This window comes from Labrenzia sp. C1B70, from assembly GCF_000475395.1.
Taxonomy (GTDB): domain Bacteria; phylum Pseudomonadota; class Alphaproteobacteria; order Rhizobiales; family Stappiaceae; genus Roseibium; species Roseibium algicola.
The window spans coordinates 54063-72488 of the sequence record NZ_AXCE01000010.1; the positions used below are offsets into that span (position 1 = coordinate 54063).

Here is an 18426-nt window from a genome sequence, read left to right on the forward strand (position 1 = left end):
GGTTCACATAACGGGAACGCTGGAAGCGATCACATGACGTCACACAAGAAGGGCCCCGTCGTCGTATCCCTGAACGGTATCGGCAAGGTTTTCGAAAACGGCACAACCGCGCTCGACGATTTCTCCCTGGATGTGCGTGAGGGCGAATTCGTGTCCCTGCTTGGGCCATCCGGGTGCGGCAAGTCGAGTGCGCTCAGGATCATCGCCGGATTGTCCGATCCCAGCACGGGCACCGTTTCCTGGCCGGCGGAGCGAAGCGGGCAGGAGGAACATGAGCTCGGGTTCGTGTTCCAGGAACCGACCCTGATGCCGTGGGCAACGGTTTTTGCCAATGTCTGGTTGCCACTGCGGTTAAAGGGCGTATCTCGCCAGGCTGCCCGTGACAGGGTGATGGAAGCACTTGCGACCGTCGGACTGGCCGACTTTGCAGAAGACTTTCCCCGTCAGTTGTCCGGTGGCATGAAGATGCGGGTCTCGATTGCCCGGGCGCTTGTCACCCGGCCAAAAGTTCTTCTGATGGACGAACCCTTTGCCGCGCTTGACGAAATCACCCGGTTCAAGCTTAACAACGACCTGCTGCACCTGCAGAAGACCTTCGGCTGGACCGTGCTTTTCGTGACGCATTCGGTATTCGAATCCGTCTATCTCTCCAGTCGCATCGTGGTGATGGCCGCCCGGCCAGGCCGGGTGATACGCGAGATGGAAATCGACGCGCCTTACCCGCGAGACGACAGTTTCCGGACTTCCGCCGAATACAGTCAATATTGCCGCGAGGTTTCCGATGCGCTGCATGGCGCACTGGAGCCGGCTGACGCGCTTTGAAAAGGCGTAGATGTCCATGGTAATGGTCTGTATCACCGTTCGACAGAGGCACGTCAGCGGTCGGTACATCAAAAGTTAGCTGGATAACAGGCGCCAAGTCTGCGCAGTCTCAGTAAAATCGACTTTTCCCGGGCGAGTGTCATTTGACGGTTAAATACTCCCGCTAGGGTTCCGCCGCATCATTGATGAACGTGATTCGAGTTGATTGGAAGACGGGGTTGCTGCGATGGCTTTTAATTACAAGAAAAGCATAACGTTTCGGCTGGTTCAGGCGGCGAAGGCGCAGCGGGCCCGGTCCGGGGCGCATCTCATGCGAATCGGGCTGCACCCCGGCCAGGAACTGGTGCTGAAGGTTCTGGCAGATACGGACGGGCGCACAATGAGCCAGCTGGCTCTCGCGCTTGGTGTGCAGCCGCCCACCGTCACCAAGATGGTGACCCGGCTTTCCAGTCAGGGATATGTTCGCCGCCAGGTTTCCGACACGGACGGCCGTCTTGCCCGCGTTTATCTGACCGATGTCGGCCGTGAACTGGTGCTGTCGGTGGACAAGGCCTGGAAGCGTCTGGAACGGGAAGCCATGTCCGGTCTGGAGGACAAGGACCGCAAGAAACTGCGGAAGCTGCTGCGGCAGGTCGAGAAGAACCTGTCGATTTCCGTCGACGACGACCCGGAACACGAGGCCGATTTCGACACAGACGGCGATGAAGTCGCGGAAGCCGAAGCCAAGGAAAAAGACAAGGCTAAGGCGAAGGAACTTTCAGTGGCCTGATCCGCGTCTGGCTCCCGAAATTCCCGCCAGCCGCCAGGTGGCACCATGTGCAGGGCGGCCGGGAAAGATTACAAATCCGTCATTTGAAAAGGGGCGTTGTGCTTCTTACCTCCGTCGCAGCCAGACTGGCACATACGGAGGATGCACACATGCAACTGAGGTATCGGACGATAAACGAGGACCGCGGTGCCCGCCGGGCAGCAGAGCTGCGAGACCGGTTCCGGCACGTGTCGGATGCTTCCATCAACCACCCGCAATTCGGTTTGAGACAGGGTGCGCAAGCCCGCACCTGGAGCGAGGTCAAATCCCGTCAGTCTCAATTTCAGGAGCTCATGGCCTGGAGTGTGCTGGCGGTGGTGATGGTCTTCATCGGATTGATGATACTCTAGACATCGCTGCCATCCTGGCTGAAACCGACCGGTGACGCTTCGGACAAAGCGGCACCGGCACGAGATGAACACGCGGCGAACGGCTGGACCGTTCGTCGCTTTTTTGTGTCTACCGGCCATGGCCCATCTGGGGGATGCAGGGCTCTGCTCTCCGGCGCTAGAGCATTCGCGTTTCACAAACGGTTGATCCGGCTTATGAAGATTGTCGAGGACGTCGCAAGCAACCGCTGTCGTCAACAGCAACTGGGGGAATGCCATGAGTGCCAAGGTGACTGGGGGGAGAAAGAAATGGTTCGGGCAATCCACAGCCGTCAGGCGCGGCAAAGCTGCCCGGCTCTCTGCGACGCTGGATCACGGCAAAACTCTACGGCCTTTCCTGGCATTCATTGTTCTCCTTGCCGGAACAGGTTCAGCGGCAACCGCGCAGACGCCTGATCCCGAACCGAAATTGCCGGCGGGTCTTGAAGCCGAGATTGAGTCTTGCAAGGCGGATCCAGCGAACCGGATCGGCGGCGCCGCGATTGGCGAGTGCCTGGAGGACCGGGCAGCGGAACGGCGGGCGGAACTGGACCGCAGACGCGAAAAACTCGCTGAACGGCTCTGCAATCCCGCGCATACGAAACAGCTGTTTGAAGGTGGAAAAACCTGGGAGGCGCTGCGCCAGAGCGAATGCGGATTGCTTGGCAAGCTCCCGGGAAATACCGCGTCCTATATCAACATGGCGTCCTGCGAGATGACGCTGGCACTTCAGCAAAGCGAGGCGCTGGCTTTACTGGAGGATTTTGCCAATCCGTGGTGCCCTTCCTACGAACTGGTCGAAGACGCAAGCCGGAAGGGCGAGCCGGTGCCGGGGGAAGCGGTCGAGATTGTGGGCAGCTCCCTGTCGTGGACATTCGAGCCCACGCCAGACGCCCGGATCGTCGTGTCGGACAGTGTGTCCGGAGAGGTCGTTCCACTCGATATCTCTGGCTGCTCGTTTTGTTCGGGTGATGCGGACAATTGCGAGCAGGACGGTATCTACACCATGCGCGAAGACCCGGAACGTCCGCTTTTTGTCGCGGTTTGCCACAAGGGCGCACATTCCCAGCGTCTGACCCTGTTCGACCCGGTGGTCCGGGGCGCTGAACCCGTCGTCGAGAGTACGGGCGAATATTTCATCGAATGGCAGATTCAAAAGGGACGGCTGGAGTACCGGCCGGACGGGGCAGGGGGCGCAGTCTGGCCCGAATACGACTGACCAATCGCTGTCGGCTGGACTGCCTTCATTTGAATGCGGTTTCCAGTTCCTCCAGCAAGGCCTTGATCCGCCGCACCTCCGACCGGCCTTTTGGATAAACAGCCTGTAGCCCGGCGGGGGGCAGCTCGAATTCCCGCAGCAATGGCACGAGTTTGCCCGCTGCCAGGTCTTCAGCAACATCCCACTGGGACTTGCGGGCAATCCCGAACCCGGCGAGACACCAGTCGCGCACCAGCCCGCCGTCATTTGCCGTGCGCCGTCCACTGACCGGGCAGCGCACTATCTTGCCGTCGATCAGGAACTGCCAGGAATTGTCGGGCTCGGAGCCAAAACGCATCAGCAGGCAATCGTGCCGGGCAAGGTCCCGGGGATGGTGCGGACGGCCATGGCGTTCCACGTAGGACGGAGCGGCACAGACAATCCGGGCGTTGGCCGCAAGCTTGCGGACGATAAGTGTTGAATCCTTCAACTCGCCATACCGGATCGCAACGTCGTACCCCTGCGAGGCAACGTCCACGAAACCGTCACTCAGGTGAAGATCGATCATCACGTCCGGATGAGTTTCCAGAAACCGATCCAGCACAGCCCGAAGGCGTGTTCTGCCGAGGTCAAGAGGTGCCGACAGGCGAATGGGTCCGGCCAGTCTTTCCGCGCCTAACCGGATACGGACATCCAGCTCTTCCGCCTCGGCAAGCAGGCGGCGGGCGCCGTCCAGCAGCAAACGTCCTTCCTCGGTCAGACTGAGGGCGCGCGTGCTCCGTGTCAGTAACCTGACGCCATAGTGAGCCTCAAGTGCTGCCAGCCGCTCGGACGTCGTAGCGGGGGAATAGCCCATCTCCCTGCCCGCGGAGGCAATGCCTCCCGATTCCGCAATGCGCACGAACAGTGCGAGATTGTCCATCATTATTCGAGAATTCCGAATTTAAGTTTCGGAATTGTCTCAATTATCTGGCTTTGTCGCAAGCATTAGGTTCGTGGGCAACAACGGCAGTCCGATGATTGCTGCCGGAAAGGAAACGGGATGCTGCTCGATCATATCACCATTAGAACCCACGATCTGGTGACAACACGTGCCTTCTTCCTTCGGGTCTTCGACGATCTGGAGGAGCGTCCGCGTCCACGCCCCATCCGCCAAATTCCGGGGCACTGGCTCTACTTCGGAAATGAACCGCTCATTCATCTGATCGGAATTCCTCCACACGCAGAAGAGGATCGGCAGGCGGACGGCTGGGACCATATCGGTTTCCGCCTCGAAGGTTACGAGGCTTTCCGGGCAAAGCTGGAACGGCTTGGCATTGCCTATTCTCCCATGGAGCTGCCGGAACTGGGCGAGCGTCGTCTGTTCTTCCGCACGCCCACCGGTCAACTGATTGAAACCGTCTTTCGGGAAACCGACCAAAGGAGTGCGTGAGATGGCATTTACCCAGGAAACAAGAACCGTCGTCATTGGCGGCACATCCGGCATAGGAAGTGCTGTGGCCGATGCGCTGGAAAACCGGCCCGGAGAGGTCTTGCGCGCAGGGCGCTCCAATGGACTGGACGTTGAAGACCCGAAAGAGGTTGCTGTCTATTTCACCGCGATCGGACCGCTTGACCATGTGGTTTTCACGGCCGGCAGCCAGGCACCGGGTGGACCCGTGTCCGGTCTTGATCTCGAGGTAGCCAAAACCGCTTTCGATACGAAATTCTGGGGTGCGGTCGCGGTGGCACAGGCTGCGGCCAAGCATGTTCGACCGGGCGGTACCATAACATTCACCAGCGGTTTTCTGGCGCGGCGAACGGTTCCCGGTACCTTTGTGAAAACCGCAATGAATGCGGCGCTGGAGGCAGGTGCCAAGGTGCTGGCGAAGGAGCTTGCTCCCGTCCGGGTTAACGTCGTCAGCCCGGGCCTTACCGATACATCCGCTTACGCCGCAATGGATCCAGCCGCCCGGACAGCCATGCTGAACAAGGCTGCAGAGACCCTCCCCGCCGGGCGGTTCGCAAGACCGGCGGATGTGGCGGCAGCCTATCTCCTTCTGATCGACAACCCTTCCATGACCGGTGCCGTGATCGATGTCGACGGCGGCGCCCTGATCAATTGACGTTTGTGAAAGGACTTTCCATGACCAGCCTGTTCGACCGATATGACCTCGGTCCCCTTGCCCTGCCGTCACGTATCGTGATGGCTCCCATGACGCGCTCGCGCAGTACGCAACCGAGCAATGTGCCCAATGACATGATGGCGGATTACTACGCCCAACGGGCAAGCGCCGGGATGATTGTCAGCGAGGCCACGCAGATCTCACCGCAGGGCCAGGGTTACAGCTTCACTCCCGGCATCCATTCGGCGGAACAGGTCGATGGCTGGCGCAAGGTGACGGACGCCGTTCACCAAAAAGGCGGACGCATGGTGTTGCAGCTCTGGCATGTCGGCCGCATGAGCCATGCCCAGTTCCAGGGTGGAGGTCAGCCGGTTGCTCCCTCGGCCATCGCCCCGGGTGCGTCCATCTGGGCGGTTGATCCGGAGACCGGGCAGGGTGGCATGATCGAATGTCCCGTTCCGCGAGCACTCACGGCCGAGGAAATTTCTGCCATCATCGAGGACTACCGGACAGCTGCAGCCAACGCCAGGGCAGCCGGGTTTGACGGTGTCGAGATCCATGCCGCCAATGGGTATCTGATCGACGAATTCCTGAGATCGACCTCCAATCGGCGGACGGACGCTTATGGCGGCAGTCAGGAAAACCGCATCCGGTTTGCGCGGGAAGTGGCCGAAGCCGTTTCAAAAGTCATCGGGGCGGAGCGGACCGGCATTCGCTTTTCACCCTTCATCACCCAGCGTGGCATGGACGATCCGGCAGCACCTGAGACGATCCTGAAGCTCGCCGGGGAACTGGACAAAATCGGTCTTGCCTATGTTCATCTTGCCGAGGCCGATTGGGACGACGCGCCTGAAACGCCCGAAAGCTTCCGGGCTGCCTTGCGAGAGGTCTACTCCGGTACCGTCATTGTTGCCGGCGGCTATACCAAGGTGAAGGCAGACCGGATCCTTGCAGATGGATATGCGGACCTCGTTGCCTTCGGTCGTTCTTTCATCGCGAACCCGGACTTTCCGCGCCGCCTGGCGGACGGATTGCCGCTTGCCGATTTCGATGGGTCGACGCTCTTCGGTGGAGATGCCGCAGGTTACACAAGCTATCCGGTGGCAGCATGACCAACCCAATGAGCAAGGCAGAGATCGCAATGGCGACCGACAGGGTCGGGACGCATCTGGTGTCGGAAGAAAACGGCGTGAAAGTCTGGCATCTTCGACTGGCGCCGGGAGAGACGCTGCCCGCCCACCGGCACGAGCGGCCTTATTTCTGGAGCGTCCTGACCGATGGCAAGGCGACTTCTCGTCAGGCGGATGGCCGCATTCTGGACGTGACCTACAGGGCGGGTGATACCCGGCATATGTCAGATCTGTCGCCGGATACGGCCTTCGTGCACGATCTCACCAACACGGGCGAAGCGGAACTTGTTTTCGTGACCGTCGAATTCGTTCGGTAAACGGGTTTCGGCGTCAGGACGAGTGTAAGGAGGACGATACCTGTTGCTTTGCTGCGAGCGCAGGATCGTCCTTTTCAGCGTCTGCAGCCGCATCAGGCGGCGTATACTTGTGCGTTTATTTTCAGCTTGAATGACGCTATAATTGTGTCCTTGGGTTCCGAAGCCTGGGAGAACGTGCGGTTGGCCGTATTTTGACCGACAAGACGCATATTCTCATCCGACCGTCGGCGGTTGACTGACGTGTCGGCTCGAAGAGACAGGCTCGATTGATTTAACGGTTCTCGATACGGTGTTGGTCATGCCGGTAACCAGTGCAGAGCTGAAGCAGCATCTGGAGCAGAATGAAGCGGCTGTCGACAGGGTGTTGCGCCGGGTTCAGGGCTTCACGGATTCCCTGATGACGCTGGACGCCTTGCGCAGCACGGCGGGCATCACCGGGCAGCCTCTTGAAGAACTGCTGGCTGATTTTCTGAACGAGGAAAATCTCGGCTGGGAGTTCATGTTCCACCTCACCCAACCAATCGAGCCGATCAACGCCGCCAATTTCGACCTCGAGGATCTCGGCGATTTCGCGCACAAGATGCTGGGCTTCAAGCTGTATGTTTTCGATGAAATAGGGTTTTGCGGTATCGCGACACTCGTGTCTCACCGGCTCGCGCTGACCGCCTGGCATGTGACAGTCAAGGACAAGCGGAAGGAGCGCCGGTCCGGCCTCACGGTTCGCACGCAAGAAGGGAGCAAATCGCTGCGCGTGCTTGGTGTGCGTTTCGAGATGCCTTGTCATGACGATCAATGGGATGTCGGTCTGCAGGACGGGGATATCCTGCGTGCCAACCCGGATGTCGCCTTGCTCGCCATCGAGCAACCGATGACAACGTATTACGAATTGCCGGCGAAACCTCCGGCGTGGATCACCGGGCGGAGAAAGCTTTGCCTGAGCCACAGACAGGACGACAAAGGCAGGGGCGTCACCTTCGTTACCGGTCGGGCGACGATCGATGATCCGCCTCGTATCCAACTGGAATGGGAGGACGGTGTCACCAGACCCGGGTCGTCAGGAGGGTCGGTTTTCGACACGGATCTTGCATTCGCCGGCTTCCATCAGGGACAGCTGAACGGCGTTTCCGAGATCGTTCCTTACGCCACCTTCGCCGGCATAGAGGAATTTACCCAGGCAATTGCGGAGGACCGGGCTCCGCCTTACATCTATTCGCTGACGGGGCGTGTCGATGGTCATCTGATTATTGGGCGGCAACGCTATTGTCATGCCATCCATGACGTTGTGCGGGGAGCCGCCCGTCACTTGCGCGGGATCTGGATCAAGCGGATGGAGATCGACCAGACGACGGGACTGGAATTTTCCTACGATCTCTTGTGTCAGGTTCTGGCGCAGAACGGTCAAACGGCGCAGGTGTTCAGGGTTGAACTGTCTCTGGGAATGGAAGACCTGCTGGAAACGCTGAACGAGAGATTGCACGGCGGAACGCCGCTGCTGGCACGGCCGGGGGCTGCGGACGACGAAACCAGTGAAGGGGCAAGCGACAAGGACCGCGCCAGACAACTGGTGGACCTCCTGGCCAAGACGACCGGCGCTACTGCGGACAAGCCGAGCTGGATTTATTTCGACAATCCGCGCGGAGGCTTGCGCAAGGCGGCACAACAGCAACTGGAACTGCTTCTGGCAATGATCCTGAGCGATACGCGCCTTCGATTTGTCATGGCCGGTGGAGAGACATACAGCGTTCCGGGGCCAAAGGCGGAAAATGCCAGTGCGCTGACCGGGCCGGGGGTGATGGTGGATTACATCGGCCAGTTCGACCGCGAGGATGTGCGTCATACGCTTGAGGCGATCAACCGATCGCTGGGGCTTGGCCTGCCGACGCATGTGGTCGATTTCGTTCTGATGCAGGCCCTTCACGGCGTGCAAGCCCAGGGAGCGGTCTATCGCAGTGCGGAAGTGAAAACCGTCTCGGAAAATCTGCAAAGGTCTCTCGCACCGTTGCTTCCGGCCGAAGGAGCATCATCGCCATGAGCAAGGACGGTGACCAGCTCGCGGAAGGCCTGAAGGCGGCCATGCGGTTTGCCGCAACGCGCAAAACCTTCACGCCGCGTGATGCGGTGGAGGCGGCCTCCAAGGTCTTGCAGGACAAGCTGACGCCATTGACGATTGCCCGGCTGCTGACAGAGCTCAACAAGGTCGTCCTGGAAATTTCCTCCGAGCCGGTCTGGTCTCTTCGCAACGGGCCTCGCCATGGTGTGCTCAAGACCATCGAAACACCGGAGGAAGACACACCTGTTGCCAGAGCCCTGCGTGGTGACGAACCGTTCTCGCAGGAGACCATCGAACGACTGATTGCGGAGACTCCGGATCTGCCCGAGCAGGATCAGCTCAAACGGATCGAAGAGATATCCGATGACCTCGACAGGGCCGGACCGAGTGCGCCTGCCTATCCGTTGCTGGTGCGCCTGCGCGGTGTCATGAACCGCGTGGATGCCGCAAGGCGGGCCAATGCCATGCTGAGCCGGGAGTTTTTTGGCCGGGAGAAGGAACTGGCCCGCTTGCTCGACTGGTGCACGCGGCCCCAGGAAAAAACACCTGTCAGCGCCTTGTTCATCACCGGCCTGCCGGGCATCGGCAAATCCTTTCTGATTGACCGGGCAATGGCGGAACACAGGTCTGTTCAAAAGGCGCCAATCGTTCTGCGCCTGGACTTCGACCGGCGCGGGCTGAACCTGGAAGATCCCGACAAGCTGGTGCATGAGCTCTCCCGCCAGCTGGGCGATATCCTGACAGACGAAGCCCCCAGACTGCGCGACCTGAGGCTCAAGTATTCCGGCAATGCGGAAACGACCAGCACGACGGTGAGCAGTACACTTTTGCCGACCGAGCTGGTCGATGCCATGGGCGCTGCGGTGCGGTCGCATGGCGGGCAGGTGGTCCTGGTGCTGGATACGCTTGAAGTGTTGCGTGGTCATGGCGAAACCCGGCCCATTCTGCTGTTCGAGGTTCTGGACAATCTGGTGCGGGCCGGGCTGTCGCCGATCTCGATCATTGCGGCCGGACGGGGAGATGCGCTCGATTCCGTCCGCAAACGCATCGAGGGACCGCCTCTGGAGCTGGAAGGCCTGAGCGAGACGGAATCCCGCAATCTTCTGGACAAGTTGGGGGCTCCCCCGGATTTGCATGACAGGATCTTCGAACTTTCGCGTGGCAACCCGCTGATGCTGCGGCTTTCAGCCAAGGTAACGCAGGCGGAGGACTTCGATCCGGGTGAACTGGAATACGGCGAAGCAGGCAGCATCACGGAAGCCTATCTTTACCGGGCTATCCTTTCGCGCATTGACGACCCGCTGCTGGCGAAGCTGGCACACCCTGGTCTTGTCCTGCGCCGGATCAGCGCCGAGGCAATCCAGTTCGTTCTGGCGCCGGCGCTCGGGCTCGGTGAGGATATCGATGAAGCTGCGTCCAGGCGACTTTGGCAGGAACTCAGCAGCCACCATTGGCTGGTGGCCGTTGACGGTCAGGACTGGCTGAAACACCGCAGCGACCTGCGGCGGGAAATCCTGCCCATGCTCTACGTCGAAAAGCCGGAGCTGGCCGCAAGAATAGACCGGGCGGCGGCAAACTGGTTTGCCGGGTTTGACCGTGAGACCGCGCTCTATCATGCCTTCCAGGCGACGCGGGCCGGAGACCCGATGCCCGAATTCACCGCAGCCGACGTTGCGGGCCTCAGCGAAGATGAACTGGACGAGCTTCCACTTCCGGCGACGAATGCCATCCTGCAGGAGCGCGGCGAGCGCTCGCGCCGGGCGCGCTATACCAGCAGCGAGCAGGGAACATCCGAACCGGTTCCGACTTCGAAAGCGGAGGAGGTCGAGCCGGAGCTGATCCGCGAACTCGAACTGACACTTCGGCGGGGAGATGTGTTCGAGGCCGATCATATCTTCACCCTCAACAACGCCTTTCCGCGAAATCCGTCACCTTCCCGTCCCGAAGCTGCTGCCACGCTTGCCTATTTCTGGCTCTCCGGCCAGTGGGCGCGGGCCATGTCCCTTTGGCGGAAGCTGCCGAAATCCTTGCTGGAACGATTGAGCCGGGAAGACCCGGGCCTCTACGGGCTGGTCCTGCTGGAAATCGAGGCGGAAGCGGATTTCGACGGACTTGTCGCCCGGTTGCGTGGTGATGAAAAACTGGCGGCAACAGCCTGGCAGGCGCGTTCCGAGGGTTCCAGGATTGCCCTGAAGGGGGCGCTGGAATTCGCTCTCATGGCCAGCCAGGAAGGGCGGCCGGAGTATGTGGAGATCCTGGATCCGGTTGCCATGTCCGTTTTCAGGTTCGGTGAGAGAGTTTCGGAGTACCCGGCAGATGCAATCCGGCAGGGTGCCAACCGCGCCGAGCGCTTTGCGATTATGACCGGACAGCAGCATCCCGACACCGATCAGCACACCATTGCCCGAATGAACCCTGCGATCGCGCCCTTGAGCGTTCTTGCACGCATTCAGCACAGTCCGCGCATGGCGCAATATCTGCGGGGCTTTTACGAGGGGTTGCATGAAACGCTGGAGATGCTGGGAACGCCTGATCTCTTCGACAGTTTCGAACGCTATTCCAGCGACATCGAGATCGAAGGACCGGAAATTCTGGGAGCACTGGGCCTTACCTGCGACTGGGTAGGGGCATTTGCAGTGTTCAATGCTGTTCCGGATGCGCCGACGGTTGCGCGGGCGGCCGAACGCTGGCGTCGCTTCAGTGGCGGTATCTGGTCCTACCCGGGTACGCCGCCGTCTTACTGGGGCAACGGCGAGAGCGATGTCTTGCTGATGGCGCGGGTCAACAGTCTGCTTTCGCGGAAGGATCCGCCGGCAACCGCCCGGTCGCTGTTGCGGCGATTGGCCTATGCGGCCGACTATCCCGACACGGAAGAAGGGGCCCGGCGTGCCCGGAGTGTTTTCGAGCGGCGGCTGATGCGGCCTCTGGCAATGGCGATGACCGCGGGCTCTGCCCAGGACATTGCAGCTGCCCTTGCACCCAGGCTCATGGGGCCAGCCTTGACAGCGGCGTTGGCCGTGATCGGGGCTGATGCTGCGAAAAGAAACGAACCGGTCGACGTGTCGACATTGTTCTAGTCGCGTGCGTTTGCAGGTTCGTCAAACACGAAAGAAAGGAGAGAACCGGGCACTGTTCAGGTTCCGTGTTTCCGGCGAGGCCGCAAGCCTCGTCGAAGCCCGAACCTATGGGGAATACCGGACAATAATACAGACATTGATATTGGAGGAATTTCCATGAACACGCGAGCATCATTGGAAAGTCAGGGACGGCTCGAAGCATTGAAATCGGGCGGACGGCTTGAGGCTGCGAAACGCGCCATCGAGGCAGGACACCCCTTTGTTGAGCAACTTGGACTGGACATACCGGATACGCTTGATGCGCTGGATATGTCCCTCGGCCAGCTTGAAGCCGCCGGCACGCCGTTGACGCAACTGGAAGCCATCGTGCGACTGGTTACCCGGCCGCCGATGGTCGTTGAAAACGGCGCGGTCTCGCTGATCCCGCTGCCGGATGAGTTCGGTGCCGACATAGACATCAAGATCAAGCGGAACGAACACTGGATCGGCTCGGTCGGGCGGGTTGAATTCATCAACCACTCGATGACCTGGGGCGGAACCGCCTGGGTGGTCGGAGAAGAAGCCGATGGCCGGCATCTTCTGGTTGTGACCAACCGGCACGTGGCCAAGATTGTCGCACGCCGAAACGCCAGGGGAGAGGGCGTCTTCATGCGTTCGCCCTTCACGATGGTCCGTTACGGTGCGCGCGTGGATTTCAACGAAGAGGTTGGCGCGTTGCCGTCAGATGAGCGCCCGGCCGAGATCCTTCGCTTCACCTATCTTGCAGATGATGCCAGCGCCGATGTCGCGATCGGGCGGATCGAAAAACCTGCCGGCTTCGCCGTGGCGCCCTTGCCTCTGGTGGATACGGACGCGGAAACGGACGAGATCGTCGCGGTGATCGGCTATCCGGCCTTCGACAGCCGAAACGACCGCACCGAAATGGAGAAGTATTTCAAGGGCCTCTACGATGTGAAGCGGTTTGCTCCGGGCAAGATGATGCCGGTTGCGCCGGGAACCGTGCTCAGCCACGATTGCACCACGCTCGGTGGAAACTCCGGCTCGCCGATCCTGAGCCTTGATCGCAACAAGGTGGTGGGGTTGCACTTCGCCGGAGCCTATGGAATTGCCAACAGCGCTGTCAGGGCGAGCACGCTGCGGGACCTTCTTTCAGGCAACCGGCCCACGCAGGTTCTGGTCGAGGCTAGCCTTGAACAGGAGGTGGCCGACGGTTTCCACGACCCGAACCATTTTATCGGCCGGAACGGCTACGATCCCAACTTCCTGTCGAAAAAGGTCGACTTTCCTAAGTTGCCGGACGGCATGTTCAATCTGGCCAGCCCGACGGATGCGCTCGCTGGCCGTCCGCATGAGCTGCGCTATACCCACTTCGGGCTTCTCTATGATGTCGATCGCAGAAGCCCCGTGGTCACTGGCGTCAACATCGACGGCGAAAAGGCAATCAAGATCAAACGCAAGAAACCGGACAAGTGGTTTTTCGATCGGCGCATTCCGGTGGAAGCGCAGCTCGGCAAGGGCGACTTCCCGGGAGATCTGGACCGGGGACACATGGTCCGGCGCGAGGACCCTAACTGGGGCGATGACCGCCCGGTGGCGCAACTGGCAAACGACGATACGTTCCACTACACGAACGCCTCGCCGCAGCATTCCTCCCTCAACCAGAACCGGTCCACCTGGCAAGGTCTGGAAAACCATATCCTCGACAGCACAAAGACCCATGCCTTCCGTGCAACGGTCTTTACCGGCCCCCTTTTCGACGATGACGAGGATCCGTTCCTCGACGGGGTCGGCATCAATCTGCCCCTGCAGTACTGGAAAGTGGTGGTGATGGATGCCTTGCAGGACGACGGCAGTCTTCGCCTTCACGCGACCGCCTATCTGTTAAGCCAGGGACAGGCCATTCAGAAATACCTGCAGGACCGCCGCGAGTCGGAAGCTGTCGAAGGGTTCGCCTTTGGTGAGTACAAGACGTTCCAGGTGTCCGTTGCCTTTCTGGAAGACCTGTCGGGCTTCGATTTCGGACCGTTGAGGGATGCAGATCCGCTGGCAGCGCTTGCAGACGAGCTTGAGCTGCCCGACAGCCGACCGCAGTTTGTCGAGATCACGGGAGCGGACTCTCTGGTCCTGTGAGAAAATGTGAGCCTGCCGCCGCTCCGGTCTTTGCCTTTATCGACAGGGCCGGAGTGGCAGGTGTTTGACATCGACGACTTGAGTTGCGCTAGACCAGGAACGGGTAGCCACCCTCCAGTTTCAGAAGGGCGATCTTTGTTTCCGTACCGCCCGAGCCGGAATATCCGCCAAGGCCGTTCGCCGATAGGATCCGGTGGCAGGGGATGATGATCGGTATCGGGTTGGCGCCGCAGGCCTGGCCGATCGGCTGTCCGTATGTGTCCAGTTCCCTGGCAAGGTCGCCATAGGTGCGGGTTCCGCCATAGGGGATTGCGAGCATCGCCTTGAACACCGCCTGGTGCAGCTCGCCGCCTTTCGGGGCGAGCGGCAGGTCGAAGGTTTTCAGATCACCCGCGAGATAGGCCTGTACCTGGCGTGCCGCTTCCTTGAGCAACGGTGTTTCTTCTTTGCCAGAGGGCCCGTTCCAGTGTAATTGGGTGATTGCGCCGTCAACTTCCGTAATGGAAAGGCGTCCCAGCCATGTTTCAATTTCTGCAACCGGCATAACCGTCCCCGCTTGTCTTTTAAGGTTAGGTAGTGGGTTGGTGCAATTATCTCAACCGGACCGTTCCTGCCGGGACATGTCCGCTACTCTCTTTTTCATCTGCGGATGATCGTTTGAAAAGGGCCGCCGCCGATGGCGCATGACAGTCAGCACCGTTCGACCGGCAATGCCGCCGCTGCCACGGCGCCGCTCGCCGGGATCGGTCTCATCGTGCTGGCTTGCCTCAGTTTTTCCGTTCTGGATGCAACGGCCAAATACATGTCGGCCAGTCTGCCGACGCTGCAGATCGTCTGGATGCGGTTCGTCAGTCATGTGATCCTGTCGCTGGTCCTGTTCCAGGTCTGGAAGAAACCTTCGCTCCTGAAGACGAACCGGCCGGTCCTGCAGATCGTGCGGTCGTTCTGTCTGCTCGGTACCACCATTTTCAACTTCCTGGCGGTTCGTTACCTGCAGCTGGCCGAAACAATGTCGATCATGTTCGCCGCGCCATTCGTCATCACCGCCCTTGCCGGGCCGCTTCTCGGGGAATGGGCCGGATTACGCCGCTGGATTGCGATCATTGTCGGCTTCATCGGGGTTCTGGTGGTCACCCGGCCAGGACTTGGCGGGATGCACTGGGCGGCGATCTATTCGGTTGCGGCCATGTCCTTTTACGCGGTCTATGCGCTGCTGACGCGACAGCTCACGGCAACAGACAGCTCTGCCGGAATGCTGATCATTTCAGGTATTGTCGCAGCCATTGCCATGGCGCCGGCTGGTATCTCGGTCTGGGTCACGCCTCCGGACCTGTGGACATGGGTTCTGCTGTTCGCGACCGGCGCTTTTGGTGCGGGTGGGCATTTCCTGTTCATCATGGCGCACAGGATCGCGCCTGCACCGGTGCTGGCGCCCTTCATCTATACGCAGATTGTCTGGATGATCGCGCTTGGCTTCCTGATCTTCGATGACGTGCCCACGTATACGACCATTCTCGGAGCAGCCATCGTCGTCGCATCCGGCCTCTACATCCTCTACCGGGAACGCGTGAAGGGGATCTGATCAAGGCTGCATCTGCCCGTACGCTGGCCTTAGGCGGTTGACGGGATTGGATAGTTCCCGTCTTAATACCCGCCGGGGTTAAAACAACCGCCGGTCAGGAAGGATCGCCAGCCTTTAAGGGAGGTGTGGGATGGAGCTGAACCGCCGCAGGTTCTTGACAGGGGCAGCAGCCACGGCAGGCACATTGGCCTTGCCGCAGGTGGCGCACGCCAATGCAGCTGCAAACGCTTATTTCAGTGGCTATCAGGAAGATAGCGGGTTTCAATACAGAAGAACCAACTTCAAGAAGATCGATCCCGTCTGGCATCGACAGATGGTGAAGTATTTCAGTGACGAGCCGCCCGGCACCGTGGTGGTCGATACCAACAATCACTTCCTGTACTGGGTATGGGAAAACAACACCGCGCTTCGTTATGGCGTTGGCGTCGGGCGTGAAGGCTTCCAGTGGTTCGGCCGCGCCCGGATTGACCGCAAGGCCCTTTGGCCGCGGTGGGTGCCGCCACCGGAGATGCTGAAGCGGCAGCCGGATCTTCCAAGAATGGTCGAAGGCGGAGCTGCCAACAATCCACTCGGGCCACGGGCCTTGTATCTCTACCGGGATGGAAGCGACCTTGGGTACCGGCTGCACGGCACGCTGGAGCCCTGGAGCATCGGCCATGATGTGTCGAGTGGCTGCGTGCGCATGTTCCCGGAAGACATTGTCGACCTTTACCAGCGCTGCCCCAAGGGGACCGGCGTTCTGGTGCTGGAGCATCTTGGAGAGAAAGCGGGCTGAGCCCGTTCATCCGGAGCAATTTGCAATCGACCGGCGGAGCTGCAGTCGAAGGGGCTGTGGGCTGCCGGGCGAGGGGGAAACTTAAAGAGGATTTGGGGGCTTCCTTGGAAAATACATTTGGCCGGATCGGCCGGGGCGCAGTTTTTGCGCTCATGATCGGATTTGGAGTGGCCGGCTGCAATAGCGCCGGTGGATTGTCGTCACCCGATGTGACCAACGCACCGGCCGCCGGTTTCGGAAATATTTCGTCGGGTTCGGAAGAGGAATTCATCATCAATGTCGGTCGCCGGGTCTATTTCGACCAGGGCTCGGCTGTGGTCACCGATGAGGCCCGCATCACAATCGAAAATCAGGCCAAGTGGCTGAAGTCGAACAAGAAGTGGCTGGTCAAGATCCAGGGCCACGCCGACGATCCGGGCAGCGAGGCTGCGCAGAAGACATTGTCGACCCAACGGGCGAACGCGGTCATGGCCGAACTGGTCAAGCTGGGGGTCAATCCCAAGCGCATGTGGGTGAAGGGGTATGGCGTGGAGCGTCCGGTAACGGATTGCGACAAAGTCACCTGTCAGTCGCAGAACCGCAGGGTTGTCGTCAATCTACGTGAGGAATTCGACGATTCCGCTCCCGCTGGACGGCGCTGATCTCTGTGAGGGGCTTCGATCCCAAACTTCGGAAAAACAGAAAAACCTGTTTACCCAGAGGGGAGAGGGCTATAACGGTCTCTCCCAACGCCGCTGCGGTTATTGAGAAATAGGAATGTCTGAAGACAACGGTTCCCCTCCCTCCCAGCCGGAATTTCCGCAAAAGCCTGGTAAAAGGCTCACTCTCGGGCACATTGCCGACCAGCTCGGTATTTCCACGGCAACCGTGTCGCTGGCGCTTCGGGACAGTCCGCTTGTTGCCGAGGAAACCAGGGCGAAGGTCAAGCAGACCGCGGAGGAGATCGGATATATCTACAACCGGTCGGCGGCTTCTCTCAGAACCGCCCGCAGCCAGATTGTGGGCGTTGCCGTTCATGACATCCTGAACCCTTACTTCGCCGAAGTCTTTTCTGCGCTCGAGGATGTTCTGGAAGAGCAGGGGCAGATGATCTTCATCTGTAACCACCGTGACGACGTCAAACGCCAGCGTGCGTTCGTCAACACGCTGCTGCAGCACCGCGCGGACGGATTGATCCTGTGTCCTTCGGTCGGAACTTCGGCCGAAGAGATCAACAGGCTGGTGGACCAGGGGATACCCGTGACGCTGGTGGCGCGCGAGGTTCCGGGGGTCTGGGCACCGTGCGTACGCGGTGACGATCTTGCCGGCACCTATCAGATCACCAAGCACCTGATCAAACAGGGGCACAAGGACATCGCCATGGTTGGCGGTCGCCGTGGCAGCTCGACTGGCCGCTACCGCAATGCCGGCTGGCGCAAGGCGCTGGAAGAAGCGGGGATCGATCCCGCAAACCAGCTTGACCTGCCTGAGCTGATGACCCAGGCCGATGGCCGGGCCGCAGTGCCGAAGATCCTGGAAGCCGAACATCGCCCCACAGCCATCGTCGGCTTCAACGATCTCGTCGCCCTTGGAATGATGACCACGTTCCGGCGAGCGGGGATCGAGCCGGGGCCGGACATGGCGATTACCGGTTACGACGATATCGACGGCGCCGATGCGCGTACGCCCGCGCTGACGACGGTGTCAGCCCAGCCGGACAAGATCGGACGGTTGGCAGCACTGACCCTGCTGCGCCAGATCGCGGGTGACCGCGTGCCCAATACGCCCATCGTGATCGAACCCGATGTGCGGATCCGTGAAAGCTCGCCGCCTCCCGGCGTGCGACTGGCCCCCAAGCTGGCCGACTAGACAAGTCGACTGGCGGTTGCCGCCTGCTTTTTAGAGGCCGTCAGATCATCCGGTCGCCCTTCGCCTCGCGCGGGTCTGGAACAATCCAAAAAATTTTGAGGCGGCGGTTCCCTGATTCCGCCTCGCGCTTCGCCTGTCCGCGATGACTGCAACGTGGCTCGTCATGTTCGGATGCAAAAACGGGCGGCCAGAGCCGCCCGTTCCAGGTGTTCCTGC

Annotated in this window: 17 protein-coding genes; 15 read left to right on the plus strand and 2 right to left on the minus strand. The window is 60.3% G+C overall.

The window, feature by feature from the left end:
* The first annotated feature begins 33 nt into the window (after positions 1-33).
* From Q666_RS46150 to Q666_RS46165, 4 genes are all read left to right on the plus strand, one after another.
* A complete protein-coding gene (locus tag Q666_RS46150; RefSeq protein ID WP_023003686.1) occupies positions 34-822 on the plus strand; it encodes an ABC transporter ATP-binding protein in 789 nt (262 codons plus the stop codon).
* Positions 823-1048: 226 nt separating this feature from the next.
* Positions 1049-1591 (plus strand): MarR family transcriptional regulator, encoded by a 543-nt coding sequence (locus Q666_RS46155; protein WP_031270568.1) that lies wholly within the window; start codon positions 1049-1051, stop codon positions 1589-1591.
* Positions 1592-1740: 149 nt separating this feature from the next.
* Complete coding sequence (locus Q666_RS46160; RefSeq protein WP_145915713.1) at positions 1741-1980, plus strand: hypothetical protein; 240 nt, start codon at positions 1741-1743, stop codon at positions 1978-1980.
* Positions 1981-2236: 256 nt separating this feature from the next.
* On the plus strand, positions 2237-3217 hold the full coding sequence (locus Q666_RS46165; protein ID WP_152533329.1) for a hypothetical protein: 981 nt from the start codon (positions 2237-2239) through the stop codon (positions 3215-3217).
* A 25-nt stretch (positions 3218-3242) separates the two neighbouring features.
* Here Q666_RS46165 and Q666_RS46170 read toward each other — a convergent pair whose 3' ends face one another.
* On the minus strand, positions 3243-4121 hold the full coding sequence (locus tag Q666_RS46170; RefSeq protein WP_023003678.1) for a LysR family transcriptional regulator: 879 nt from the start codon (positions 4119-4121) through the stop codon (positions 3243-3245).
* A gap of 117 nt (positions 4122-4238) precedes the next feature.
* Between Q666_RS46170 and Q666_RS46175 the strand changes: the two genes are divergently transcribed.
* From Q666_RS46175 to Q666_RS46205, 7 genes are all read left to right on the plus strand, one after another.
* The gene (locus Q666_RS46175) at positions 4239-4628 is read left to right on the plus strand and encodes a hypothetical protein (protein ID WP_023003676.1); all 390 of its coding nucleotides are present in this window, start codon (positions 4239-4241) and stop codon (positions 4626-4628) included.
* A gap of 1 nt (position 4629) precedes the next feature.
* A complete protein-coding gene (locus tag Q666_RS46180) occupies positions 4630-5301 on the plus strand; it encodes an SDR family oxidoreductase (RefSeq protein ID WP_023003674.1) in 672 nt (223 codons plus the stop codon).
* A gap of 20 nt (positions 5302-5321) precedes the next feature.
* Complete coding sequence (locus Q666_RS46185; protein WP_023003672.1) at positions 5322-6413, plus strand: alkene reductase; 1092 nt, start codon at positions 5322-5324, stop codon at positions 6411-6413.
* Positions 6410-6748, plus strand: a complete 339-nt coding sequence (locus Q666_RS46190) for a hypothetical protein (RefSeq protein ID WP_023003669.1) — start codon at positions 6410-6412, stop codon at positions 6746-6748. Before Q666_RS46185 ends, Q666_RS46190 begins: the two co-directional genes overlap by 4 nt.
* 298 nt (positions 6749-7046) lie before the next feature.
* Entirely contained in the window at positions 7047-8780 is a 1734-nt protein-coding gene (locus tag Q666_RS46195) for a serine protease (RefSeq protein ID WP_023003667.1), read from the plus strand.
* A complete protein-coding gene (locus Q666_RS46200; RefSeq protein WP_023003665.1) occupies positions 8777-11875 on the plus strand; it encodes an ATP-binding protein in 3099 nt (1032 codons plus the stop codon). The genes Q666_RS46195 and Q666_RS46200 overlap by 4 nt, the downstream gene beginning before the upstream one ends.
* A gap of 156 nt (positions 11876-12031) precedes the next feature.
* Positions 12032-14005: a DNA/RNA non-specific endonuclease gene (locus Q666_RS46205; protein ID WP_152533330.1), complete on the plus strand. Its 1974-nt coding sequence runs from the start codon at positions 12032-12034 to the stop codon at positions 14003-14005.
* Positions 14006-14093: 88 nt separating this feature from the next.
* On the opposite strand, the gene Q666_RS46210 is transcribed toward Q666_RS46205, so the two are convergent.
* Positions 14094-14549, minus strand: coding sequence for a methylated-DNA--[protein]-cysteine S-methyltransferase (locus tag Q666_RS46210; RefSeq protein WP_023003661.1), 456 nt, complete (start codon positions 14547-14549; stop codon positions 14094-14096).
* A gap of 132 nt (positions 14550-14681) precedes the next feature.
* Between Q666_RS46210 and Q666_RS46215 the strand changes: the two genes are divergently transcribed.
* From Q666_RS46215 to Q666_RS46230, 4 genes are all read left to right on the plus strand, one after another.
* Complete coding sequence (locus Q666_RS46215; protein ID WP_023003659.1) at positions 14682-15587, plus strand: DMT family transporter; 906 nt, start codon at positions 14682-14684, stop codon at positions 15585-15587.
* A 130-nt stretch (positions 15588-15717) separates the two neighbouring features.
* Positions 15718-16362: a L,D-transpeptidase gene (locus Q666_RS46220; protein WP_023003657.1), complete on the plus strand. Its 645-nt coding sequence runs from the start codon at positions 15718-15720 to the stop codon at positions 16360-16362.
* 104 nt (positions 16363-16466) lie between these two features.
* On the plus strand, positions 16467-17003 hold the full coding sequence (locus Q666_RS46225) for an OmpA family protein (protein ID WP_023003655.1): 537 nt from the start codon (positions 16467-16469) through the stop codon (positions 17001-17003).
* A gap of 115 nt (positions 17004-17118) precedes the next feature.
* Positions 17119-18210 carry a LacI family DNA-binding transcriptional regulator gene (locus Q666_RS46230; protein ID WP_023003652.1) on the plus strand — a complete coding sequence of 364 codons (1092 nt, stop codon included), beginning with the start codon at positions 17119-17121 and terminating at the stop codon, positions 18208-18210.
* The last annotated feature ends 216 nt before the right edge of the window (positions 18211-18426 follow it).